Source organism: Arthrobacter sp. YC-RL1, assembly GCF_001454985.1.
In the GTDB taxonomy this organism is placed as follows: Bacteria; Actinomycetota; Actinomycetes; order Actinomycetales; family Micrococcaceae; genus Glutamicibacter; species Glutamicibacter soli.
Map to the genome: position 1 here is coordinate 559471 of NZ_CP013297.1, position 22290 is coordinate 581760.

At 66.1% G+C, this 22290-nt stretch carries 22 protein-coding genes; 19 read left to right on the forward strand and 3 right to left on the reverse strand.

Going from position 1 to position 22290, the window contains the following annotated elements; translation table 11 throughout:
• The first annotated feature begins 49 nt into the window (after positions 1 to 49).
• From ATC04_RS02540 to ATC04_RS02550, 3 genes are all read left to right on the forward strand, one after another.
• Positions 50 to 1537, forward strand: coding sequence for an MFS transporter (locus ATC04_RS02540; protein WP_082636912.1), 1488 nt, complete (start codon positions 50 to 52; stop codon positions 1535 to 1537).
• 863 nt (positions 1538 to 2400) lie between these two features.
• The gene (locus ATC04_RS02545) at positions 2401 to 2835 is read left to right on the forward strand and encodes an Hsp20/alpha crystallin family protein (RefSeq protein WP_047120263.1); all 435 of its coding nucleotides are present in this window, start codon (positions 2401 to 2403) and stop codon (positions 2833 to 2835) included.
• 387 nt (positions 2836 to 3222) lie between these two features.
• Positions 3223 to 3510, forward strand: a complete 288-nt coding sequence (locus ATC04_RS02550) for a hypothetical protein (RefSeq protein ID WP_047120262.1) — start codon at positions 3223 to 3225, stop codon at positions 3508 to 3510.
• Between the two features lie 69 nt (positions 3511 to 3579).
• On the opposite strand, the gene ATC04_RS02555 is transcribed toward ATC04_RS02550, so the two are convergent.
• The 3 genes from ATC04_RS02555 to ATC04_RS02565 form a co-directional block, all read right to left on the reverse strand.
• Positions 3580 to 4158 (reverse strand): DUF3618 domain-containing protein, encoded by a 579-nt coding sequence (locus tag ATC04_RS02555; RefSeq protein WP_047120261.1) that lies wholly within the window; start codon positions 4156 to 4158, stop codon positions 3580 to 3582.
• On the reverse strand, positions 4155 to 4541 hold the full coding sequence (locus ATC04_RS02560) for a phage holin family protein (protein WP_060616989.1): 387 nt from the start codon (positions 4539 to 4541) through the stop codon (positions 4155 to 4157). Before ATC04_RS02560 ends, ATC04_RS02555 begins: the two co-directional genes overlap by 4 nt.
• A 78-nt stretch (positions 4542 to 4619) precedes the next feature.
• Positions 4620 to 5501: a hypothetical protein gene (locus ATC04_RS02565; protein WP_157359273.1), complete on the reverse strand. Its 882-nt coding sequence runs from the start codon at positions 5499 to 5501 to the stop codon at positions 4620 to 4622.
• Positions 5502 to 5870: 369 nt separating this feature from the next.
• Between ATC04_RS02565 and ATC04_RS02570 the strand changes: the two genes are divergently transcribed.
• From ATC04_RS02570 to ATC04_RS02645, 16 genes are all read left to right on the forward strand, one after another.
• Positions 5871 to 6758: a MaoC family dehydratase gene (locus ATC04_RS02570; RefSeq protein WP_047120260.1), complete on the forward strand. Its 888-nt coding sequence runs from the start codon at positions 5871 to 5873 to the stop codon at positions 6756 to 6758.
• Between the two features lie 150 nt (positions 6759 to 6908).
• Positions 6909 to 7514, forward strand: coding sequence for a TetR/AcrR family transcriptional regulator (locus tag ATC04_RS02575; RefSeq protein ID WP_146955970.1), 606 nt, complete (start codon positions 6909 to 6911; stop codon positions 7512 to 7514).
• Between the two features lie 812 nt (positions 7515 to 8326).
• On the forward strand, positions 8327 to 9508 hold the full coding sequence (locus ATC04_RS02580; RefSeq protein ID WP_047120259.1) for an acyl-CoA dehydrogenase family protein: 1182 nt from the start codon (positions 8327 to 8329) through the stop codon (positions 9506 to 9508).
• On the forward strand, positions 9505 to 10641 hold the full coding sequence (locus tag ATC04_RS02585) for an acyl-CoA dehydrogenase family protein (RefSeq protein WP_052772518.1): 1137 nt from the start codon (positions 9505 to 9507) through the stop codon (positions 10639 to 10641). The genes ATC04_RS02580 and ATC04_RS02585 overlap by 4 nt, the downstream gene beginning before the upstream one ends.
• Positions 10638 to 12146 (forward strand): MFS transporter, encoded by a 1509-nt coding sequence (locus tag ATC04_RS02590; protein WP_047120258.1) that lies wholly within the window; start codon positions 10638 to 10640, stop codon positions 12144 to 12146. Before ATC04_RS02585 ends, ATC04_RS02590 begins: the two co-directional genes overlap by 4 nt.
• Positions 12147 to 12148: 2 nt before the next feature.
• The gene (locus tag ATC04_RS02595) at positions 12149 to 13861 is read left to right on the forward strand and encodes an AMP-binding protein (RefSeq protein ID WP_047120257.1); all 1713 of its coding nucleotides are present in this window, start codon (positions 12149 to 12151) and stop codon (positions 13859 to 13861) included.
• Complete coding sequence (locus ATC04_RS02600) at positions 13858 to 14376, forward strand: MaoC family dehydratase N-terminal domain-containing protein (RefSeq protein ID WP_052772517.1); 519 nt, start codon at positions 13858 to 13860, stop codon at positions 14374 to 14376. The genes ATC04_RS02595 and ATC04_RS02600 overlap by 4 nt, the downstream gene beginning before the upstream one ends.
• On the forward strand, positions 14376 to 14828 hold the full coding sequence (locus ATC04_RS02605; RefSeq protein WP_052772516.1) for an OB-fold domain-containing protein: 453 nt from the start codon (positions 14376 to 14378) through the stop codon (positions 14826 to 14828). Before ATC04_RS02600 ends, ATC04_RS02605 begins: the two co-directional genes overlap by 1 nt.
• Entirely contained in the window at positions 14825 to 15274 is a 450-nt protein-coding gene (locus ATC04_RS02610; RefSeq protein WP_152666900.1) for a MaoC family dehydratase, read from the forward strand. The genes ATC04_RS02605 and ATC04_RS02610 overlap by 4 nt, the downstream gene beginning before the upstream one ends.
• Positions 15271 to 16446 (forward strand): lipid-transfer protein, encoded by a 1176-nt coding sequence (locus tag ATC04_RS02615; protein ID WP_047120256.1) that lies wholly within the window; start codon positions 15271 to 15273, stop codon positions 16444 to 16446. The genes ATC04_RS02610 and ATC04_RS02615 overlap by 4 nt, the downstream gene beginning before the upstream one ends.
• The gene (locus ATC04_RS02620) at positions 16439 to 17083 is read left to right on the forward strand and encodes a PaaI family thioesterase (RefSeq protein ID WP_082124005.1); all 645 of its coding nucleotides are present in this window, start codon (positions 16439 to 16441) and stop codon (positions 17081 to 17083) included. The genes ATC04_RS02615 and ATC04_RS02620 overlap by 8 nt, the downstream gene beginning before the upstream one ends.
• Positions 17084 to 17297: 214 nt before the next feature.
• Positions 17298 to 18068, forward strand: a complete 771-nt coding sequence (locus tag ATC04_RS02625) for an electron transfer flavoprotein subunit beta/FixA family protein (protein WP_047120255.1) — start codon at positions 17298 to 17300, stop codon at positions 18066 to 18068.
• A gap of 12 nt (positions 18069 to 18080) precedes the next feature.
• Positions 18081 to 19055 (forward strand): electron transfer flavoprotein subunit alpha/FixB family protein, encoded by a 975-nt coding sequence (locus ATC04_RS02630; protein WP_047120254.1) that lies wholly within the window; start codon positions 18081 to 18083, stop codon positions 19053 to 19055.
• A gap of 17 nt (positions 19056 to 19072) precedes the next feature.
• Entirely contained in the window at positions 19073 to 20011 is a 939-nt protein-coding gene (locus tag ATC04_RS02635) for a cytochrome b/b6 domain-containing protein (protein WP_047120253.1), read from the forward strand.
• A gap of 126 nt (positions 20012 to 20137) precedes the next feature.
• Positions 20138 to 21049 (forward strand): LysR family transcriptional regulator, encoded by a 912-nt coding sequence (locus ATC04_RS02640; protein ID WP_047120252.1) that lies wholly within the window; start codon positions 20138 to 20140, stop codon positions 21047 to 21049.
• Between the two features lie 120 nt (positions 21050 to 21169).
• Positions 21170 to 22228, forward strand: coding sequence for an FUSC family protein (locus tag ATC04_RS02645; RefSeq protein ID WP_052772514.1), 1059 nt, complete (start codon positions 21170 to 21172; stop codon positions 22226 to 22228).
• The last annotated feature ends 62 nt before the right edge of the window (positions 22229 to 22290 follow it).

Consider the following 22290-nt stretch of genomic DNA (forward strand, 5'->3'; position numbering starts at 1 on the left):
CTAGGTGACCCCTCAGAGCGCCGAAACGGCGCGGTAAGGCAGGACAAAGATGTCTCAGGCTAGACCCCCAAAGCTGAGTGCGACGCGTGCATCGGCTCCGGGATTCGTGGCGGTAGTCGCGGTCTTGGTGCTGACAGAGATTGTTTCAGCGTTCGAGCTTTCAATGATGTACGTAACCCTCCCGACGCTCATGGCGGACTTCCACGTGGATGCGAATGCCGTGGCCTGGGTGGTCACCATCTACCTTCTGGTGTCCGCGTCGGCGGCGCTGCTCGGCGGACGCTTCGGCGACCTGTACGGCAGGCGCCGGGTCATGGTGGTGGTGCTGGCCCTGGCCGCCATCGGCTCGCTGATCTCCCTGGTCGGCAGCAGCCTTGAAATGATCATCCTCGGCCGCGGCATCCAAGGTGCGGCCGGTGCCGTCATGGGCCTGGCCTTCGGCCTGGCCCGCGAGCACCTCGACGAGAAGCACCTGCCCGTGGGCGTCTCCATGATCGGCGCCTCCGCGCTGATCGCCGGCGCCGGCGGCGCCCTGATTGCCGGCCTGATGATCGACTCCTTCTCCTGGCATGGAATCTTCCTATTCGCCGGCGTGCTGGCAGTGCTGGCGGTCATCGCCGTGCTCGTGGTGCTTCCGAAGGACAAGCCCCGCGAAACCACTTCTGGCCGGCTGGATGTCGCCGGCGCGCTGCTGCTGCCGCTGGGTGCTTCCGGCATCCTGCTGGGCCTGTCCAACAGCGCCAAGGCCGGCTGGGCCTCGCTGGGCGGCGGCGGACTGCTGATCGCCGGTCTGGTAATCGTCGCCGTATGGGTCTGGTGGGAACTGCATTCCCAACGCCCGATCGTGAACCTGAAGATGTTCAAGAACCGCCAGATCGCCTTGGTCATGACCGCCACCTTCCTGGCTGCGGTCGGGCCTATCGGCGGCATGTCGGTGCCAAGCCAGTACGTGCTGCAGTACCCGGTGGAAATGGGCTTCGGCCTGGGCTTCTCCGCCGCGGCCGCAGGCCTGTTCAGCGGGGGCACCGCGCTGCTTGGCTACTTCTTCTCCCCGCTGGGCGGCAAGCTCGCCCAGGTGTTCAACGCGCGCTTCGTGTTCATCACCGGCTTGCTGCTGATGCTCGCCGCTGTCGCAACAATCATGTTCACCCTGGGCAACATGCTGGTCTTCCTGGTGGCCATGTCGGTCAACGCGGTGGGCATCGCCCTGACCTTCGGCGCCCTGCCGAACGTGCTGATTGAGGCGGTTCCCGAGACGCATACCTCGGAGAGCGCCGGAACCAACACCATGGTCCGCAATATCGGCCAGTCCGTGGCCACCGCCGTGGGCGCCTACCTGCTGGCCCGCCATCAGGACCCGGTCACCACCGCGGTGGGAGAGCAGGGCGTCTTCGAGGCCTTCGGATTCGTCGCGGTCTTTGGCCTCGCCGCGCTGGTGATCGCATTCATGCTCAGCCGCACCCCGAAGGTTTGGGTACCGCAGGATGCCGCCATGGTGATGCCGGTCAAGGCCGAACCGGCTGGCGACTTGATTTAGGGCAACACGCCAAAGGGCGCAGCACTCCCCGGAGCCCGCCGGGGAGTGCTGCGCCCTTTGGCGTGTGAACTGTCCCTGCGGACATCCTGCGCAAACTCCGCTCGAATCGTCGCTGGGCAAGAATCATTTCCAAGAAAAAGCTGACTCACGTTCGCGTGCCCGCGCGGACAAGGCGCGGGATGCAGCAAGGAAGCATCCCGCCAGCGGCGTTGCCTTCTTGCGCATTTGGATTCCTGATGTCGTGCGATTACGCCATTGCCGGGAACGCACCAGTATCTCGTCCCACGGCGGAACAGCTTAAGAATTATCCAGGGCATCTCAGTGCCCCCGCGCGGAGGCACCTGCGGGTTCTGGTCGGCAAAGGGCTCCTCCCGCCCAGCGGAAGGGTACGGGATGCGTAGGAGCCCAGGGCCGCTGGGACAAACCGGGGCTTCCCCTGAACCGGGTGCACCGATATCACGACGCCCGGTTGCCGAGGCCCGGTGGACAGCGGGGAACTATGCTCCAGGAACATCGACGCCTCGGAGCCGGTGGTGAAGCAGCTGCCTGCATTCCGTGAAGCTTGAACTCCAGTGCCGCTGCTTTGCCGGATGGCAACGGATGCGGCTTCTACTATTCACTGTGGGGTCATAAGCGCGCGCATGCAAGCCGCGCCGGCTGTGCGCTCATGCCGGGCATCGGCAGCCGTCGAGGGCGAGGCATGCGCCTGCACAGGTTTGTCCGCATTTCCCGAAAAACACTCCCCGAGGCATCTTGCGTACCGCCACGAGGCCGTGTTATAAAATCTACATCGTCAGACATAGATCTGACGGGATATGAATTGCACCATCACCGAGTATCAGCTTCGAAAGGAATGAGTTTCGATGATGCAAACCGACGTTCTTCGCGATTTCGACCGCTTGGTCCAACGCGCTTTCAACACCCAGCTCAGCTCCGAGCCAGTCCACGCCATGCCGATGGAGGCGTGGCGGGACGAGGAAGGGTTCCACGCGGAGTTCGACCTTCCCGGCATGGAGGCCCAGCAAATCGAGATGGTTGTGGAAAAAAGCATTCTCACGATTCGTGCCGAACGCGCCAAGCCCGAAGGCCGTCAATATATCGCGGGCTCCGAGCGCCTTTGGGGCCAGTTCAGCCGAGAGCTGGTGCTTGGCGACCATCTCGATCCGGCATCCATCCAAGCTCGTTACGCAGACGGTGTCCTGCGCCTTGACATCGCGGTGGCTGAGGCCGCGAAGCCGCGTCGCATCGAGATTTCAACGGCGGCAAAGGGCGAGGCTCCCAAGGAACTAGCGAGTTGACCCTAGCCACAGCAATTGGGACGAGAGCCGAGGCGAGCGGCCATCGCAGTGCCGCTGGCCTGATTCATGAACCGCTGGTTGTCGATGGCGCGTTGTTCTCGGTAATGTGCGGGCTTGGATTGGCCGCTGAGGCATGTCGAGATCAGGCACTTTCCCCACACGGGTCCATTTCGCCGCGGTAAGCTTCGAGGCTCGGTATGCGCTGCCAAGAAGCACAAGGTGCTTCGCAGTTGCGCGAAACAGCGAAGCGGAGAGATATGCAGTGGCGGCCTTATTCACGATTTCCGCTGTCGTAGCGGGAAATTTCTGGTAGGGCCTAAGTAGTTGTTCGAAGTGTGTGCCTGGCAAAGCCGTCAGGCCCACCCCGGGATGCAAGGAAGGTCTGAAATGTCAGGGTCGTTATTGAACATCCACCTCGACGATGATCAAATCGCCGAGCTGAATGCTGCGCTTTGCGCTTATCGCGATCACTTTGTTGAGCTGATTGAGTCGAATGACGGGTACGAGGGATTCCGGGCTCGGGAGAATGATGCGTTCTGGCGCGGGAAAGTCGCATCGCTCCAAGATCTCATCGACCAGATCAATCGATCGTTATACGGGATCCAACCCCATGCGCCCAGCGTATCGGAGCAGACCCTGCCCGCTCAACAGGGGACGCCGATGCTCCTGTCGTGACTCGCTCGCGTCGCGCACCAGGGCCGGCATCCTGTGAGGGATGCCGGCCCTGGCGCTAATCGGTTTTCGTCAGGCTTGGTCCTTGTAGTCCTGGACGCTGCTCTTGGCTTCTTGCTTCAGATGCTCGGATTCGCTCACGGCCTCCGATTTCACCCGATCCACGGACTGCTGAGCGGTGTCCTTGAGGTCATCCACTACGGCCGACACCGGCTCTTTCATGTCTTCAGCCACCTGCTTGGCCGCATCGGTAAGCTCAGTCGTCAACGGCTCGGCCTTGTCCTTCAAGCGTTGAACCATCTCTTCCTCCTGGCGGCTTCCCGGAATAAGGGACGAGGCGAGCAGCCCCGCACCGAAAGCGATGAGCCCGGCGGCCAGGGGGTTGCCGCGGGTCTGCTCTGCGACCTTCTGCGGTGCTTCATGGACTGCGTCGCTGGCATCGTGCGCTGCTTGCTGGGTTCGTTCGCTCACGTCTTCACTCCGTCCCATGACTGTTTCCTTGACCCTGCTCACCGAATCCTTGATTCTGGCGGTTTGCCGGTGTGCGATGTGGCTGGGGCTGACCTTGTCGACAATCGCATCGACATCGTTGCGCAGCTCATCGCGGGTCTGCGCGATGTCTGCTCGAAGTTCATTTGAATCCTTGCTCATCGGGTTTCCTCTTTCGGATTGAAAGCTGACGGGATCTTCTTCACTGTTTGGGCGGTCTTCGGCATGCCCTTGACCGACTTGAGCTGCTTGCGCGCCACGACCGCGAGAATCGCGGCAATGACTGCCCAGATCACCGCGACGATCACCGCGGACCAGCCATGGCCAGTCCACTGGCCGATTCCTACCCATGCGGCTACGGAGAGGAAAAGCAGGACGAAATGCGCTGCGATCCCGGCTCCGGCGTACATCCCGGCGCCCTTGCCCGCATTGCTCGCGGACTCCTTCAGCTCTGTCTTGGCCAGCTCCACTTCCTGCCGGACCAGGACCGAAACGTTCTGCGTCAGGTCGCTGAAGAGGGTTCCCAGAGTGTTTGGTTCTTCCATCCGGGGGTCATGGGGGCGGGTATCGGGGTTCTCTGGATGCGGTTCGTAGTCTGGAGCAGAATGACTCATCGGTGCCTCCTACCGGTAGTCTTCAGGGCGCGGGTTCAGCCCTGGGTATTTCTGAAGTGGATTGTCGTTCAGCTCGTCCTCGGTCGTGCCGGTGCGAAGCGCCGATGGATCGGCCTGGCCCAGCGGTGGCGGCGTGACACGGGGGGCGGTCTTCAGCGGTTCGGCGTGCGGTCGCTCGGAAGGATAGCTGGTGCCCGCCGGGGCATCGGCGGTTGCCTCTGGCGACTGCCGCTGACGTTCTTTCGAGGCGCTGGCGTTGCGCGTGATTCGACCCGCCAGCAAGCCAGCGCCCAGGGCGATACCCAGGAACGCGCCGGGGCGTTTGCGGGCGAAATCCTTGACCTCGTCCACCAGATCGCCGGGTTCGCGTTGGTCCAACCAGTCCGCGACGCGGCCACTGTGATGGGACGCCTGATCCACCAGCGTCGCCGCGGTGCCGGTGGCCTGCGATTGGTCGAGCATTGAGCGGAACTCGTTGCTGATATCTCGAAGGTTCTCGGCAACCTTGCGTTGCTGCAGCGAAGTTTGCTCGCGCAAATCCGCGCCGAGCTCTTCAAAGAGGTGGGCAGCTTGTTCCTTGGCTTGGCCAGCGACCATGGTCGCTTCCTGCTTCGCGGTGTCCATGACTTCGGCTGCCGAATGCTGGCCCTCGGCGGCAAGGTCCTTGGTCGCCTCGCCGGCCTGGGCTAGCTTGGATTCGTCCTGCCCGCCGTGGGCAGCGCCGACGCGCGGTGCAGAGTCGGTTTCCACGTGCTCAGGGAGGAACTGGTCATTCACTGGAGGAACTGGCGGAGCCGGGGCCACCCGTGGCTGGGGAGGGACTCCCGTCCCGCTGGCCGGCTCGGACAGATCGGGAGACGGGCTGGTGTTGGGAAAATTCTCGTTGCTCATGTCACGCCTTTCTCTAGGGACGTACGTGAAGTCGGATGCGCATCCCGACGTTCGGTTGCCATGGATCTATACAGAGCGACCCTGTATGCCCCTGAGCTTAGGAGTGGGCCTTCGGGCAAGGAGGCATCTTCGAGAATCAAGAGGTTTCTCTCAGGTTCGAGGGGTGTTCATTGTCAGCAATGCCAAAAGCTGGCCTATGGCTCTGCTATGGGCCGGCAGCTTCCCGTTCTTGATCTGGGCAATCCCTGAGGCAAGGACCCAAAGCAGATTTTGCGCGGGGAAGCCCTAGACGAAAATTAGAATCTAGTTATAGTCTTGGTGAGGATAAGTGACCCGCATCATAGGATTGCGGGATGGAAGGGCAAGATCATGGCAATTTTTACTCAGAATATCGGCAAGGTCACCGTAGGAGAACCCGTCACTTGGGACAGCGATGCAGCCCTGCTCTATGCGCTGAGCATCGGCGCCGGGCGTCCCGACGCAACCGAAGGCATCGAATACACAACCGAGAATTCCTTTGGAGTCCGCCAAAAGGTCTTCCCGACCTTCCCTGTCGTCCTCGGCGGCAGCGGCGGTTCCATGGATCACCTCGGAGACTTCAAGCTGCACCAGATCCTGCACGGCGGCCAGTCGCTCGTACTGCACCGGCAACTCGCCCCGCAGGGTTCCCTCACCCCGCGCAGCTACATGAGCGCCGTCTACGACCAAGGCAAGAACGCGATCATCGAGCTGACCACCGATCTGGTGGACCCTGAAGACCAGCTGGTCGCCACGACAGTGATCTCCATGATCATCCGCGGCGAAACCGGCTATGGGCCGCGACCGGAAGGAGCTGGCGGTTGGACCGCTCCGGCGACCGAACCTGACGCAGTCATCATGCAGGCGACCAGCGTCGACCAGGCGCTGCTGTACCGCCTGAACGGCGACCGCAACCCGCTGCACTCCGACCCCGTGATGGCCAGCAAGGTCGGCTTCCCTCGCCCGGTGCTGCATGGCCTGTGCACCTACGGCATGGCGGCCCTTGCGCTGGTGCGCAACTCGCGGCTGCTGGCCGAACGAGGCCTGGGCTCAATCAACGCCCGCTTCGCCGCTCCGGTCTTCCCGGGGCAAATGCTGGAAACCCGCATCTGGAACACCAGCGACGGCGCCCTGTTCCAGGTGCTCGCCGACGGGAAGATCGTGCTGGACCGCGGAGTCGCCACGGCCGCGGCAGTCGCGGAAGGTTCCGTTGAGCTCAAGGACGCTGCCGTGAAGTAGCCGGCAATTGATCGACCCATGCGCCGCACCGGGCTGCCGAATAGGCCAGCCGGGTGCGGCGAATTATTTTGCAGGCAAACGGCGACTCAGTGTCATTCCCGCGCACCGGATATGATCGGGTTTAGCGTCCACAGCTAAGGAATCAAGAACGTGAAGACTGAGCAACGCCCCATGAAGCCGTCCGGAGAGAAGCAGGGCAGCCGCGAAAAGATCCTCGATGTCGCCACCGATCTGTTTGTCGAGCACGGCTATGCAGGAACCCCGCTCAGCGCCATCGCCGCGCAACTGGATTTCACAAAGGCCGCGCTGTACTACCACTTCAAGAGCAAGGTCGATATCCTCTCCGGAATCCTCTCGCCCCTGTTGGATGCCATTGACGAGCTGCTGGAGCGGGCTCCCGAGCGCTTCCCCGACGCGCAGCAGCGCTGGGAATTCCTCTACACCTATTCGCAAGTCCTGCTCTCTCACTCGCGCGCGGTGGAAGTGCTGGCCATCAACAGCAGCAATACCTGGCTGCCGGATGAGATCAAGGAACGGATCGAGTACCACCGCCGCCGCACCATGGAATTGGCAATGCTCCCGGACATGAGCGACGAGGACCAGGTCAAGGCCATCCTGATCATGGACATGCTGCACCGGGAGATCGTTTTCACCGATGACCGCATGGTGGTTCCGGGGATGACGCCCGAACGCCGCCGCGAGATCGTCTACGCGTTCATCCACGAGGTGCTCGACGCGACCAGCTCCGCCCACTGACTCCATGCCAGGGCTGCGTTGCGCGTCCGGGTTCCCGCTGGAATGAAACTGCCGAACCGCTGGCCGGCGCGCGGACTATGAGTCCAGGGCGCCGCGCTTGATCGACCAGCGGGAACCAGCGGCAGGCGTTCGTCCGAGGAGCAATACGGACCACCTTCCGAAGGCTCGAATCGACGGGTTTATTACGAGGAGAGCCCCCGTCGATTGCTTGATTTCGGCAGTTTTCTGCCACCGATCTTCCCCCGGAAAAATTTCCGGGGGATTTTTCGTCCCAGTGGCCGGGACTGCTGGATTTTCACAGGAGCCATTGGCTGCTCGCTACCGAAGCTCCGCGATGCAGCGGGAATGAAAAATCATCATTTCTTGCTGCGGACGGCATTCGTGGCCGGTCGAGGGCGGCTTCACCGGCCCACTGCGCCACCAGGTCCTTGTGTCGTCCGGCGCCCAGCGCCGCTTGGGTCGCCTGCATCCGCTGGATCCCCCGTTGAACTGCAATAAGATTCCAATTCTTGTTCAGCCAGGATCAATTGCCACTTTGCGACGCGGAGCCTGGCTAACAGATTCGCGGATGACGGTTCGGCGCCGGTGGGCTCTGGTTCGGTGGAAAGAAACGCATTTCTTCGCAGCAGGGGTCGTTGCGCCCCGCGAAGAGGGCTTTGCGAAAAGAAATATTTATCCCTAGGGAATTCCTCCGGGTAGCCGAACAAAGTTCAGCGCGCAAGGCGTTGACTACTTGCCGGCCGGTAAGTAATCTGAATCACATTCCACCGTTATTTTCGGTAAACGCCTAGTCAAAGACGAAAGGCAACGTAATGCATTTACGTTCTTCCACGGAGATCCAGTCTCTCCGCGAGGAGCTTCGCTCCTATTTCGCAACGCTCCTCACCGACGAGGTGCGCGCGGGCTTGAAGCAAGAAGGTGAGGCCGGGGGCCCGGTCCACTCCGCAGTGCAGCGACAGATGGGCCAGGACGGATGGCTCGGCATCGGATGGCCCGTCGAGTACGGAGGCCAAGGCCGCGGCCCAGCCGCGCAGTTCGTCTTCTACGACGAGGCCTACCGCGCCGACGCCCCGATCCCGATGATCACCATGACCACCGTGGGCCCGACCCTGATGAGCCACGGCAGCCAGGAGCAGAAGGACTACTTCCTTCCCAAGATCCTGGCCGGCGAGCTGGTCGTGTCCATCGGCTACACCGAGCCGGAGGCGGGCACCGACCTGGCCTCGCTGACCACCCGCGCGGTCCGCGACGGCGACGAGTACGTCATCAACGGCTCCAAGGTCTTCACCTCCGGCGGCGACGGCGCGGACTGGATCTGGCTGGCCGCCCGCACCGACCCGGATGCCCCGAAGCACAAGGGCATCTCGCTGATCCTGGTGCCGACCACCGACCCCGGCTTCTCCGCCACCCCGATCCACACCGTGGGCGGCTTCAGCACCACCGCCACCTACTACGACAACATCCGCGTTCCGGTCTCCAACGTCGTGGGCAAGGAAAACGAAGGCTGGAAGCTGATCACCACCCAGCTGAACCACGAACGCGTGGGCCTGGCCGCCTTCAGCGGCATCTGCGAAGCCCAGCTGGACGAGGTCCGCGAATGGCTCAAGGACCAGGTCACCGCCGACGGCACCCCGCTGGGCGACGAGCCCTGGGTCCGCTCGCTGCTGGCCACCTCCACCGCCCGGCTGCGCGCCATGCGCCTGCTGAACTGGAAGCTCGTGGAGACCACCGCCCAGGGATCGCTGGATCCGGGTTCGGCTTCCGCCGCCAAGGTCTTCGCCACCGAAACCGTGATCGACGTGTACCGGTCGCTGCTGGAGATCGTGGGCGGCACCGCCACCCGCATCTCGGACGCCCCATGGAACTTCGACACCGGACGCCTGGCCCTGATGAACCTGGGCGCCCAGATCAACACCTTCGGCGGGGGAGTCGCCGAAATCCAGCGCGAAATCGTCGCCTGGACCACCCTCGGCATGGCAAGGAGCGCACGTTGAGCACCGCGAGCATTAACAACACCATCGAGGCCCCGAGCATGGAGTTCTCGCTGGACGAGGAGCAGCAGGGCCTGACCGACCTGGCCGCGCAGATCTTCTCCTCGCTGAGCACCGACGAGCTGTACACCGCCGGCGAAAAGGCCGGCGCCGCCTTCGACGAGGCCCTGTGGGGCCAGGTCGTTGAATCAGGACTGATCGACGCACTGCTGCCGATGGACGAGGAGGAGCCGGGACTGGGCATGGCCGGGCTGGCGCTTGTCGCCCGTGAACAGGGCCGCACCCTGGGCCGCATCCCGTTCATAACCACCGCAGTCGCCGCCTTGGCCATCGCCGAATTCGGCGGCCACGAGCAGCTGCTCGAAGGCATTTCCGAAGGGTCGGTGCGCATCGCCGCGCTGCAGCCGGAGGTGCGCCGCCGCGTCAACGGCACCGCCGCCGGCACCGGCTGGGTGCTGGACGGCCGCATCGAGCTGGGCTACCTGGTCCCTTCGGCCACCCACCTGATGGTGCAGTTCCACACCGCATCCGGCCAGCTGACCGCGCTCATCGAGGCTGACCGCGCAGGCATCGCGGTGGACGAGTACCGCGGCCTGTCCCGCCAGCAGCACGCGGAGCTGTCCTTCACCGGCGTGCAGATCGAGGCAGCCGACCTGATCGGCGCCGACCAGCCGGCCGGCGCGGTCTCCGCCTGGATCCGCCCGCGCCTGCTCACCGCAGCCGCCGCGCTGATCTCCGGCGTGGGAGCCGAGGCGCTGCGCCGCACCGCCGCCTACACCAACGAGCGCAAGCAGTTCGGGCGCGCCATCGCCACCAACCAGGGGGTGGCCCTGCGCGCGGCGGACGCGTTCATCGACACTGAAACAACCTGGCTGTCCACCATCGACGCCGCCTGGCAGCTGGACAACGACGGCGACGGCGCGGAAGCTGCCTTCGGCGCGTCCTGGCTGGCCCGCGAGGCCGGCTTCCGCGTGGTCCACACCACCCAGCACCTGCATGGCGGCATGGGCGCCGACCTGGACAACCACATCCACCGCTTCTTCCTGTGGATGCGTGAACTCGACGTGCTCTGGGGCACCGCAGGGCAGGTATCCGAAGAACTCGCAGCAGCAATCCTGGACGGAGACACCGCGTGAGCACGCCAGCAGCAGCGGGCAAGGCCCGCACCCACGCCGGACAGAGCGTGGCGGCAGTACTGGCGATCCTGGTGATCGCGGAGGTCGTCGCGGCCTTCGAAACCTCCATGGCGGTGCAGCTGCTGTACACGCCGGGCGAGTTCTTCACCTCCGACCTCTCCCAGCTGGTCTGGGTGGTCACCTCCTACTCGCTGGTCGCGGCGCTGGCCACCAGCTTCGTCGGACGCCTGGGCGACCAGTTCGGCCGCCGCAAGATCCTGGTCTGGGTGCTGCTGCTCTCGGCACTGGGCTCGGTCATCAGCGCGATCGCCCCGACCTTCGGCATCCTGGTTGCCGGCCGCGCCTTGCAGGGCGTGTCCGGCGCGGTGCTGCCGCTGGCCATCGGCATGGTGCGCTCCACCTTCCCGGAGCACAAGATCGGCACCGGCATCGCGGTAGTCTCCACCTCCGCGCTGATCGCCGGCGCGGGCGGCATGCTCGGCGGCGGACTGTTCCTCGACTACGCAACCTGGCACTGGATCTTCTGGACCGCGGCGATCTTCGCCTGCGCGGCCGCGGCGCTGGTGCACTTCGGCATCACCCGCGAACCGAAGTCCTCGCTGGCCTCCGCGGTGCACGTGGACTGGGCGGGCGGCCTGATGTTCGGCATCGGCATCGCCGGCGCGCTGTACGGCCTGACCCTGAGCAAGTCCCTGGGCTTCACCAACCCGCAGGTGCTGCTCTTCCTGGTCGGCGGACTGGTGCTGCTGGCGCTGTGGGTCCGCTGGGAGCTGCGCACCCGCGAGCCGATGATCGACGTGCGGATGTTCGCCCAGCGCAAGTTCGCCCTGGGCATGCTGGCCACCGCGCTGATCGCTATCGGCCCGATCGGCACCACGAATATCCTCACCGTGACCCTGTACCGCAATCCGAACAGCATCCCGCAGGCGGACGGCAGCGTCATGGAGCTGCCGGTGGGCCTGGGGCTGAGCGCCTCCGTGACCGGCCTGCTCGGCTTCATCACCGCCGCCGCGGCGTTTGCGATCTCGCCGCTGATCGGCCGGATCTCCAGCCGCTTCGGGGCCCGCATGGGCCTGATGATCGGCTCGCTGCTGACCATCACCGGCCTGCTGATCGTGTGCATCGACCCGACCAGCATCGCGGTGGTCATCACCGGCATGGTCGTGGTGATCTTCGGAACCGGCTTCCTCTACTCGGGCATGCCGACCGTGATCGTCGAATGCGTGCTGCCCGAGCAGACCAGCACCGCCACGGGCGTCAATGCAGTGACCCGCACGGCCTTCCAGGCGGTTGCCGCCTCGGTCGTGGGCCTGTTGCTCGTGTTCTCGCCCGTTGCAGCAGGCGAGAACACGTTCGTCTCGATGACCGGCTTCCTGCTCGTCGTGGGTGTGCTCATCGCCACCTGCCTGCTGACCATCGTCGTGGTCCTTTTCATTCCAGCGACGAAGCTGGCAGGCGCGGCCAGCGGCAAGCCACAGGTCTCCAACCTCACCCTTAAGGATTGACAATGAACACCGTTCTCGAAACGAAACTTCAAACTACCAGAGATCTACTTGACCTGCGAGCCGAGGACCACCACCCCGGCCTGCTCTTCGAAGGGCGCATCTGGACCTGGGCGGAAGTCGTGGCAGAATGCAAGGTCCGCGCGCATCTGCTGCTCTCGCTGCACGACGAAGGCAAGCCCTTCCACGTGGGCGTGATGCTTGAAAACGACCCCGAATACATCTTCGCCATCGGCGGCGCGGCCTACGCCGGCGCCACCGTGGTGGGCATCAACCTCACCCGCCGCGGCGAGGAGCTGGCCCGCGACATCGCGTACACCGACGTGGAGATCCTGCTGACCACCCGCGAGCTGGAAGGCTACTTCAACGGGGTGGACTCCGGGGTGCCGGCCGCGCAGACCCGCTACATCGAGAGCGCGGAGTACGCCCGCGAGCTGGATTCGCTGCGCCACCTGCCGCGCCCGGAGGCGCCGGCGGCCGGGGACCCGGATACCACGCTGCTGCTGCTGTTCACCTCCGGCTCCACCGGGGACCCGAAGGCAGTCATCTGCACCACCGGGCGGCTGTTCCGCACTGCGGAATTCCAGCACATGGGTCTGGGCCGCCAAGATGTCAGCTACAACTCCATGCCGCTGTTCCACGGCAACGGCATCTTCGCCTGCTGGGCCAACCCGCTGTACACCGGCGGCACCTTCGCGCTGGCCCGCAAGTTCTCCGCCTCCGGCTTCCTGCCGGATCTGATGCGCTACAAGGCCACCTACTTCAACTACGTGGGACGCGCGCTGTCCTACGTGCTGGCCCAGCCGGAGAAGGCCGCGGAGGCCGACACCTACCTGCGCTCCTGCTTCGGCACCGAGGCCAGCGAGTTCGACCTGGCCGAGTTCCACCGCCGCTACGGCGTCTGGCCCACCGAAAGCTACGGGGCCTCCGAGGGCGGGCTGACCCTGAAGCGTTCGGACGACAGCCCGGTGGGCGCGCTGGGCACAGCCCCCGAGGGCATGGACGCCGCGGTGGTCAACCCGGACACCATGGAGCAGTGCCCGCGGGCGATCTTCTCCGAGAACGGGCACATCCTGAACGCGGACGAGGCCATCGGCGAACTGGTGAACCTCACCGGCGCGGCCCTGTTCGAGGGCTACTACAAGAACCCGGAAGCCGTGGCCGAGCGCGTGCGCGGCACCGCGTTCCTCACCGGCGATTTGGCCTACCGCGACGAGGCGGGCTACTTCTACTTCGCCGGCCGCACCTCGGACCGGCTGCGCGTGGACAGCGAGAACTTCTCCGCCGCCCCGGTGGAGCGTGTGCTCTCCCGCTACCCGGGGGTCACCCTGGCCGCCGTCTACCCGGTGCCCGACGCCCGCACCGGCGACCAGGTCATGGCCACGCTGCAGTTCGATGACCCGCAGTCCTTCGACCCGGTCGACTTCGCGCGGTTCCTGGAGTCCCAGCCGGACTTGGGCACCAAGTGGGCCCCGCGCTTCCTCTCGGTGGTCTCCGACGTGCCGGTGACCGCCACCCAGAAGATCAACAAGCCCAGCCTGCGCCGCGAGGCCTGGCTGGTCAACGAGAACGTTTTCCACCGCCCGGGGCGGGAGATCGCCTTCGAGGTGCTGGACGAATCCGCCCTGGCGCAGCTGGAAGCCCTGTTCGAGCAGAACGGCCGCGCCCACCTGCTGCCGCTGAAGCCCGCCGAAACCACCATTAAGGAGACAGTATGAGCCAGGATCCCAATGTCCTGATCGGCGAGATGATCGCCGCCGGCAACGAGAGGATCAGCGTCGCCCGCGACGAGGTCAACCGGCCCATGATCCACCACCTGTGCGACGCGATGGAGGAAACCAACCCGATCTACCTGGATCCGGAGGCCGCCCGCGCCGCCGGCCACCCGGACGTCGTGGCCCCGCCCTCGGCGCTGCAGGTCTGGAACATGATCAACCCCTCGGACCCGGAGATCGAATCCGACGTGGACCGCGCCTATGCCCACCTGGCCGAGTGCGGCTACCCGAAGGTCGTGGCAGTGAACTGCGACCAGGAATACGACCGCTACCTGGTCCCGGGCGACCTGCTGACCGCCAGCGAGAAGGTCGAATCCTTCGTCGGCCCCAAGCAGACGGGCCTGGGCGAAGGCTACTTCATCACCACCTTGACCACCTACACCGACCAGCAGGGCGACCGCGTGGGCACCATGCGCTTCCGCACCCTGTGGTACAACCCTGAAAAGAGGAACTCGTAATGAGCGAAACGCTGACCGAGACCCCGGCCACGGCCAAGAGCCAGGCCCTGCGTCCCCGCCCGGCCATCAACCTGGACAACGCCTTCTTCTTCGAGTCCCTGAACGAGCGCGGCGAGCTGAGCATCCAGCACTGCGACGACTGCAACGAGCTGCGCCACCCGCCGGTGCCGATGTGCCCCGAGTGCAACTCGCTGCACTGGTCGCCGAAGACCATGTCGGGCCGCGGGATCCTGCACAGCTACGTGGTCATGTACCACCCGATCGTCCCGCCGTTCGAGCCGGGCTACATCGTGGCAGTGGTGGAGCTTGAAGAGGGCGTCCGCGTGGTCATGAACCTAGAGGGCGTGGCCCGCGAAGACGTGCAGATCGGCATGCCGCTGCACATCGCCGCAGAGCGCATGGACGCCGAGCTGGTCCTCCCGGTAGCCCGTCCGGCAGGGGGCGCCGCATGAGCACCGTCGACACCGCCGCCCGCGCCGGGCAGCAGACCGCCGAGCAGGTGCAGGCCGGGGAGGCGCTGCCCGAGCTGCGCATCCCGATCACCGCCACGCTGATCGTCACCGGGGCCATCGCCACCCGCGACTTCCAGAAGGTGCACCACGACAAGGACGTCGCCCAGGCCGCCGGCACCCCGAACGTCTTCATGAACATCCTGACCACCAATGCGCTGGTCAACCGCTACGTGGGCGAATGGGCCGGCCCGGCCGCCCGCGTGGGCCGCATCAACATCCGCCTGGGTGCCACCAACTTCCCGGGCGACGAGATGGTCTTCACCGGCACCGTGGACTCCGTGGACGGGGAAAACGTCGTGGTGAAGGTGGTTGGCACCAACTCCCTGGGCCCGCACGTGACGGGCACCGTAGACATCGTGATCCCATCGAAAGGGGAATCGGCATGAGCAACCTGCTGAATAAGGCAGTCATCGTAGGCATCGGCGCCACCGAGTTCTCCAAGAATTCCGGCCGCTCCGAGCTGCAGCTGGCCCAGGAGGCCGCCCTGGCCGCCTGCCGCGACGCCGGGGTGAACCCGCAGGACGTGGACGGCATGGTCACCTACTCCATGGACACCAACCCAGCCATCGAGGTCGCCCGCGGCCTGGGCTGCAAGGAGCTGAACTTCTTCAGCCACGTGGACTACGGGGGAGGCGCCGCCGCCGGCACCATCCTGCACGCCGCCATGGCGGTGGCCACCGGCGTGGCCAAGACCGTGGTCTGCTACCGCGCCTTCAACGAGCGCTCCGGCGCCCGCTTCGGGCAGGCGATGAGCACCGCGGGCATGGCCCCGGACGCCCGCGCCGCCGCCTACGCCTGGACCCTGCCCTTCGGTCTGATGACCCCGGCCTCCTGGGTGGGCATGTTCGCCCAGCGCTACATGCACCTGACTGGCGCCACCTCGGAGGACTTCGGCCGCGTGGCGGTGGCCGACCGCAAGCACGCGGCCACCAACCCGAAGGCCTGGTTCTACGAGAAGCCGATCACCCTGGAAGACCACCAGAACTCGCGCTGGATCGTCGATCCGCTGCACCTGCTGGACTGCTGCCAGGAATCCGACGGCGGCCAGGCGTTCGTCATCACCACCCCGGAGCGCGCCAAGGACCTGCCGGGCAAGGCAGTGACCATCCGCGCCGCCGCCCAGGGCGCTGCCTACGACCAGCACACCATGGTCAGCTACTACCGCAAGGACGGCGACCGCCCGCTGCCGGAGATGGGCAACGTGGCACGCCAGCTGTGGAACGACACCGGCCTGCGCCCGGAGGACATCGACACCGCGGTGCTCTACGACCATTTCACCCCGTTCGTGCTGGCCCAGCTGGAGGAATTCGGCTTCTGCGGCCGCGGCGAGGCCAAGGACTTCATCAAGAACGGCGCCATCGAGCTGGGCGGCCGCCTGCCGATCAACACCAACGGCGGCCAGCTGGGCGAGGCCTATATCCACGGCATGAACGGCATCGCCGAGGGTGTGCGCCAGCTGCGCGGCACCGCGGTGAACCAGGTGGAAAACGCCCGGAACGTGCTGGTCACCGCCGGCACCGGCGTACCGACGAGCGCATTGATCCTGGGCAATGACTAGGCAGGTGGCCCTGCCGGACGGCGGGGAGAAGGTCCGCGCGGCCGGCGGGGAGAAGCTGCTGGAAGCCGCCGGTCAGGTGCGCGAGCTGCTGGATGCCATGGTCCGGCTGGATGTGCGCACCCCGGCCGCCCCTGAACTGGTCGAGCGCCTGGACGAGGTGCTTGGGCTGCTGCGCGGGGAAATTGCTCCGGAGAGCGCGATGGTTCCCGACCTCTTCAAGGACCGCAAGGGCGATTACATGGACCGCTCGCCGGTCTCCGGGGTGCTGAACCCGATCGCCCCGCCGGTGTCGTTGCGCATGGACGGGGAGAACGGCGTGCGCACCTCCACCCGGCTGGGCCTGCCCTACCAGGGTCCTCCGGGCCGGGTGCACGGAGGCTGGGTGGCCACGCTGCTGGACCACCTGATGGGCTTCGCCGCTGGAACCGTGGACCAGTGGATCTTCACCCGGTCGCTGACCGTGGACTACGACCACGCGGTCCCGCTGTTCGAAGAGCTGGAGTTGACCGCGTGGGTCGAGGAAATCGACGGCCGCAAGATCTGGGTCAGGGGCCAGATCGAGGCCGGCGGCAAGGTCGTGGCCCAGGCCCGCGGGCTGTGGCTGCCGCCGCGCAACCGCCCGGCGCCGCAGGACTGAGCAGCCGGGCAGGGCGGGGTGCGGGCGAAGCGGAACTTCGTCCACGCCCTGCCCTAGACAAAAACTAGAATCTAGTTATAGTATTTCAGAAACGTGACCCGCGCCACGCGAAAGCCCGGCGGCGCACGGGCAGCGCCCGCGGCCACACCGTGAACGCACCCAACCCGGCGGAGGAGCCGGGCGGTGCGGAACCGAACCAAGAAAAGAGCAAACCATGAAGATTGCAGTGCTGATCAAGCAGGTGCCGGACACCGAAGAAGGCCGCCACCTCACCTCCGACGGGCGCGCAGACCGCGACGCCAGCGACCGCGTGATCGACGAGATCACCGAACGTGCGCTGGAAGCCGCGCTGAAGCAGAAGGACGCTGACAAGTCGGTGGAGATCACCGTAGTGACCATGGGCCCGGCCGCCGCCAATGAAGCGCTGCGCAAGGCACTGAGCATGGGAGCCGACAAGGCGGTGCACGTCCAGGACGACGCACTGGCCGGATCCGACGCGCTGGCCACCGCCCGGGCGCTGGCCCAGGCGCTCTCGGGCCTGCAGGCCGACCTGATCGTCGCAGGCAACGAGTCCACCGACGGCCGCGGCGGCGTGGTCCCCGCCATGGTCGCCGAACTGCTGAACCTTCCGTTCCTCGGCCCGCTGGGCACCCTGGAGATCTCCGGCGGCACCGTGCGCGGCACCCGCTCGGACGCCTCGGGCACCACCGCGCTGCGCGCTTCCATCCCGGCAGTCATCTCCGTGGCCGAGGCCATGGGCGAGGCCCGCTTCCCGAAGTTCAAGGGCATCCTGGCCGCCAAGCGCAAGCCTGTCGCCGTGCAGAGCGCCGCAGAACTGGGCCTGGGCGCGCCGGATCACGCCGCGGGCAACCTGGTGCTGGCCTCCGCCGCCCGCCCCGCCCGCACCGCCGGCGTCAAAATCATCGACGAGGGACAGGCCGCGCAGGAACTTGCCGCGTACCTGGCCGCCGAGAAGCTGATCTAAGGAACGAATGACATGACTAACATCCTGGTACACATCGAACTGGGCGAAGACGGCACCCCGACCGCCAGCGGCGCGCACCTGCTGGCCCTGGCCTCCAAGCTGGGCACCCCGGTGGCCGTCGCCACCGCAGCCGACTCCGCCGCCACTGCCGCCGCCATCGGCGGGCAGGGCGCCGAGCAAGTATTCATCGGCGAAACCGCCCAGGCCGCCGCCCACCCGGCGGCCAGCGCCGTCGCCGCCCTGCAGGCTGCCATCGAGGCCTACGCCCCGGCCGCCGTGCTCGCTTCCAACAGCGCCGTGGCCCGCGAGGTCATCGGCCGCCTGTCGGCGCGCACCGGCAACCCGGTGGTGCTCGAAGCCGTTGAGCTTGAGCAGCGCGACGGCCGCATCGCCGCCTCGCACTCGGTCTTCGGCGGCACCTACGTCACCGAATCCACCGCGGGCGCCGGCATCCCGCTGGTCACCGTGGCCTCCAGCGGTGCCGAGCCGCTGCCTGCAGCAACCCCGCAGCTGGCCACCGCCGCCATCGAGGTGGCCACCGCCGCCTCGGCTGAAATCGAATCCGTGACCCCGCTGGCCGCCGCGTCCTCCCGCCCGGAGCTGCGCGCCGCCAAGATCGTGGTCTCCGGCGGCCGCGGCCTGGCCTCGAAGGAGAACTTCTCGCTGGTCGAGGCGCTCGCCGACTCGCTGGGCGCAGGCCTGGGCGCTTCGCGCGCCGCCGTGGACTCCGGCTACATCCCGCAGAGCCACCAGGTAGGCCAGACCGGCGTCAGCGTCTCACCCGACCTCTATGTTGCAGTGGGCATCTCCGGCGCCATCCAGCACCTGGCCGGCATGCAGACCGCCAAGCGCATCGTGGCTATCAACAAGGACGAGGACGCGCCGATCTTCGACATCGCCGACTTCGGCATCGTGGGAGACCTGTTCGAGATCCTCCCGCAGCTCACGCAGCTGCTGGAGGCCAAGCAGCCAGTCACCGCCGGCTAGATCAGGGGGTCATTTCCATGTCGCTGACAACCAAGGAGGGTGCCCGCACCGCCGACAAGGCGGCGGGAAACCCGGCCCTGAAGAAGATCTGGATCGCCGTCGGCGTGGTGGTTGTCCTGGCTCTGCTGGTGCTGGCCGCCCGCTGGTGGCGCGGAACCGCGGCGGGGGAGCAGTTCCTGGTCGCCTATCCGGGGCACTCCGCGCTGCCGCAGAACGCGCCCACCGGCATCCCGGCCTGGCTGGGCTGGCAGCACTTCCTGAACGCCTTCTTCATGGTGCTGATCATCCGCTCCGGCTGGCTGATCCGCACCACCGCCCGGCCGAAGGCCTACTGGACCCGGAACAACACCGGGCTGTTCAAAACCAAAACCAAGCCCAAGAAGATCAGCCTGGAAATCTGGCTGCACCTGAGCCTGGACGTGCTGTGGATCGTCAATGGCGTGGTGTTCATCGTGCTGCTGTTCGCCACCGGCGCGTGGATGCGCATCGTGCCGACCAGCTGGGACATCTTCCCGAACGCGCTCAGCGCCGGCGTGCAGTACCTGTCGCTGGACTGGCCTGCCGAGAACGGCTGGCTGAACTACAACGCGCTGCAGGTTTTGGCCTACTTCGCGATCGTGTTCCTGGCCGCCCCGGTCTCCGCCATCACCGGGCTGCGCATGTCCCCGGCTTGGCCTGCCAAGCTGGACAAGGCATTGCCCATGGAAGCGGCCCGCAAGGTGCACTTCCCGGCCATGCTGTTCTTTGTCGGCTTCCTGGTGATGCACGTGCTGCTGGTGCTGCTCACCGGAGCGCGGGCGAACCTGAACCACATGTTCGCCGCCCGCAGCGACGACGGCTGGCTGGGCGTCATCATGTTCGTGGTGGCCGTCGCGGTCACTGCCGGAGCTTGGTTCGCCTGCAAGCCGGTGGTCATCCGGGCCCTGGCGGGAATGTCGGGCAAGATCTCCAAGTAGCTGCCCGCCCCGGGCCGTGCGCTCGCTCGCCGGAACCGGCGCACCGCAGGATTGCGATCCCGCGGTGCGCCGGTTTTCGCATGCCCCGACGTGGTGACCCGCGGCGCGTGGTGCAATGGACAGGTGATGTTAAGGCAGTTGGAATACTTCGTGGCGCTGGCCAGGGAACAGCATTTCGCGCGGGCCGCCGAGGAATGCAATATTTCCCAGCCGGCGCTCTCCGAATCCATCAGGAAACTTGAAACCGGTCTCGGGGTGCCGCTGGTGCGACGCGGCCACGCGTTCCAGGGGCTGACCCCGGAAGGCGAGACGGTGCTGCGCTGGGCCCAACGCCTGCTGGCGGACCGCGATGCGCTGACCCAGGAGGTGGCGGCGCTGCAGTCCGGACTGACCGGCACGCTGCGCCTGGGTGTGGTGCCCGCCGCGTCCTCCACGGTGGCCCAGCTCTGTGACGCCTTCGCCCGCGCCAACCCGAAGGCCCGGGTCCATGTCCAAGGCAGCCTGCGCTCCACCGAGATCATTGCCCAGATCCGCAGCTTCGAACTCGATGCGGGGCTGGTCTATGCGGACCCGGCGGAACTCGGCGGACTGCTCGCGCTGCCGCTGTACCGCGAGGAGCACGTGCTGCTCACCAAGGAGGGCATGTTCGCCAGTGCGGGGGAGCCGACCGCCGTGGACGAGGTGCTCTCGCTGCCGCTGTGCCTGCTGGATTCCTCCATGCGCGGCCGCCAGTTGCTGGACGAGGTGCTGGCCTCCCATGGGCGCAGCGCCGAGCCGCGCATCGAGTGCGACTCGATGATCACGCTGCTGGCGCAGGTGGCCACCGGCCGCTGGGCGAGCGTGGTCCCGAAGCAGTGGCTCGCGCCCCTGGGCGAGTTGCCCGGCGTGGTCCAAACGCCCCTTGTCAGTCCGCGGATCACCAGCCAGATCAGCTTGGTCATCCCCGAGCACCAGCCGCTGCCGCTCTTATTACGCGCATTACTCTCTGCGACGGGCGACGTATATCCGTCCGTCACAAACGATTTTGACTTGGCTTGATATGTTTTTCCGATTGAACCATCAAAAATAATACTTGGACATGATCAAACTCTCGATGCAACTCTGAAAAGGCAGAACCGTTCCTTTCCGCAGGAAGCTGCGCGAACCAGAGGAGCGATCATGGCCAACTTCCAGAATGCGCCAACCGAGCCGGCCAGCGCCCCGACATCCCGAATCCCAACCCCGGCGCTGGCCGCCGCGGCGTGGCAGCGCCTGGTGCTCTCCCACAGCCCCGAGATCCGCCCCGCCCTGCGCGTGGGCTTCGGGCTGGCGATCCCCGGTGCGGCACTGATGCTCCTGGGGCACGTGGACCTCATGGTCTACGCGGTCTTCGGTTCGGTGGTCGGGATGTACGGACGCAGCCCGCACCGGCTGCAGCGCCTCAAGGACCAGGTCCTGGCTGGAACCATGATGCTATGCGCCGGAATTTCAGGCATCGTCATCGCGCCGTGGGGGCCGGACGGCTGGGCATTGGTCGCCGGGGGCATCTTCTGGGCCTGCGCCAGCTCGCTGACCACCGACCGCTACGGCCTGAAGCCCGGCGGCTCGTTTTTCCCGGTCTTCGCCTTCGGGGCGCTGGCCAGCCTCCCGGTGGGGCAATCGCCGTCCACGGCGGGGCTGGCTGCATTTGTGCTCACCGCGCTGTTCTGCATCGTTCTGGGGCAGACCGCCCGCTTCGGTGCCGCGGCCCGGGGATTTCCCGGACACGAGCCGATCGGCTGGCCCGACGCGCTGCGCCGCTCGGCCTGCTACGCCAGCGTGGTGCTGCTGGCCGGCACCTTGGCCATCGGCCTGCAACTGGAGCACCTGCAATGGGTCATGGCCGGAGCGGTGGTGCCGCTGGCGGCCGGCAACGCCCGCGGAAGGCTGCGCAGGGGTGTGCACCGCGTGGCAGGCACCGTGGCGGGGCTGGTTGTCCTGCTGGGCATCTACTATCTGCAGCTGCCGGAGCTGGCCCTGGGCGTGGTGATCATCGCGCTGATGTTCCCCGCCGAGGGCTACATGACGCGCAACTACGGGCTGGCGCTGAGCTTCTTCACCCCGCTGATAATGCTGATGCTGGAGCTCGCCGACCCGAGCGTCAACGCGGACGTGCTGTGGGAACGCGCCGCGGGGAACCTGCTGGGCGTGCTGGCAGGAATCCTCGGAGCGCTGCTCTTCGATCGCAAACCCCGCTGACGATGCCCCGGATTCGGCCTGGACGTAGCATGATTAACTATGTCAGGCGTCGAATCGGCAAT

Bases quoted from the DNA above. Each gene is read 5' to 3' on its own strand.
- ATC04_RS02580 (WP_047120259.1), top strand. From the start codon at position 8,327: ATGCATTTACGTTCTTCCACGGAGATCCAGTCTCTCCGCGAGGAGCTT.
- ATC04_RS02630 (WP_047120254.1), top strand. From the start codon at position 18,081: ATGACTAACATCCTGGTACACATCGAACTGGGCGAAGACGGCACCCCG.
- ATC04_RS02540 (WP_082636912.1), top strand. From the start codon at position 50: ATGTCTCAGGCTAGACCCCCAAAGCTGAGTGCGACGCGTGCATCGGCT.
- ATC04_RS02560 (WP_060616989.1), bottom strand. From the start codon at position 4,541: ATGGAAGAACCAAACACTCTGGGAACCCTCTTCAGCGACCTGACGCAG.
- ATC04_RS02625 (WP_047120255.1), top strand. From the start codon at position 17,298: ATGAAGATTGCAGTGCTGATCAAGCAGGTGCCGGACACCGAAGAAGGC.
- ATC04_RS02550 (WP_047120262.1), top strand. From the start codon at position 3,223: ATGTCAGGGTCGTTATTGAACATCCACCTCGACGATGATCAAATCGCC.
- ATC04_RS02620 (WP_082124005.1), top strand. From the start codon at position 16,439: ATGACTAGGCAGGTGGCCCTGCCGGACGGCGGGGAGAAGGTCCGCGCG.
- ATC04_RS02555 (WP_047120261.1), bottom strand. From the start codon at position 4,158: ATGAGCAAGGATTCAAATGAACTTCGAGCAGACATCGCGCAGACCCGC.
- ATC04_RS02570 (WP_047120260.1), top strand. From the start codon at position 5,871: ATGGCAATTTTTACTCAGAATATCGGCAAGGTCACCGTAGGAGAACCC.
- ATC04_RS02635 (WP_047120253.1), top strand. From the start codon at position 19,073: ATGTCGCTGACAACCAAGGAGGGTGCCCGCACCGCCGACAAGGCGGCG.
- ATC04_RS02545 (WP_047120263.1), top strand. From the start codon at position 2,401: ATGATGCAAACCGACGTTCTTCGCGATTTCGACCGCTTGGTCCAACGC.
- ATC04_RS02565 (WP_157359273.1), bottom strand. From the start codon at position 5,501: ATGAGCAACGAGAATTTTCCCAACACCAGCCCGTCTCCCGATCTGTCC.
- ATC04_RS02600 (WP_052772517.1), top strand. From the start codon at position 13,858: ATGAGCCAGGATCCCAATGTCCTGATCGGCGAGATGATCGCCGCCGGC.
- ATC04_RS02640 (WP_047120252.1), top strand. From the start codon at position 20,138: ATGTTAAGGCAGTTGGAATACTTCGTGGCGCTGGCCAGGGAACAGCAT.
- ATC04_RS02615 (WP_047120256.1), top strand. From the start codon at position 15,271: ATGAGCAACCTGCTGAATAAGGCAGTCATCGTAGGCATCGGCGCCACC.
- ATC04_RS02610 (WP_152666900.1), top strand. From the start codon at position 14,825: ATGAGCACCGTCGACACCGCCGCCCGCGCCGGGCAGCAGACCGCCGAG.
- ATC04_RS02645 (WP_052772514.1), top strand. From the start codon at position 21,170: ATGGCCAACTTCCAGAATGCGCCAACCGAGCCGGCCAGCGCCCCGACA.
- ATC04_RS02605 (WP_052772516.1), top strand. From the start codon at position 14,376: ATGAGCGAAACGCTGACCGAGACCCCGGCCACGGCCAAGAGCCAGGCC.
- ATC04_RS02595 (WP_047120257.1), top strand. From the start codon at position 12,149: ATGAACACCGTTCTCGAAACGAAACTTCAAACTACCAGAGATCTACTT.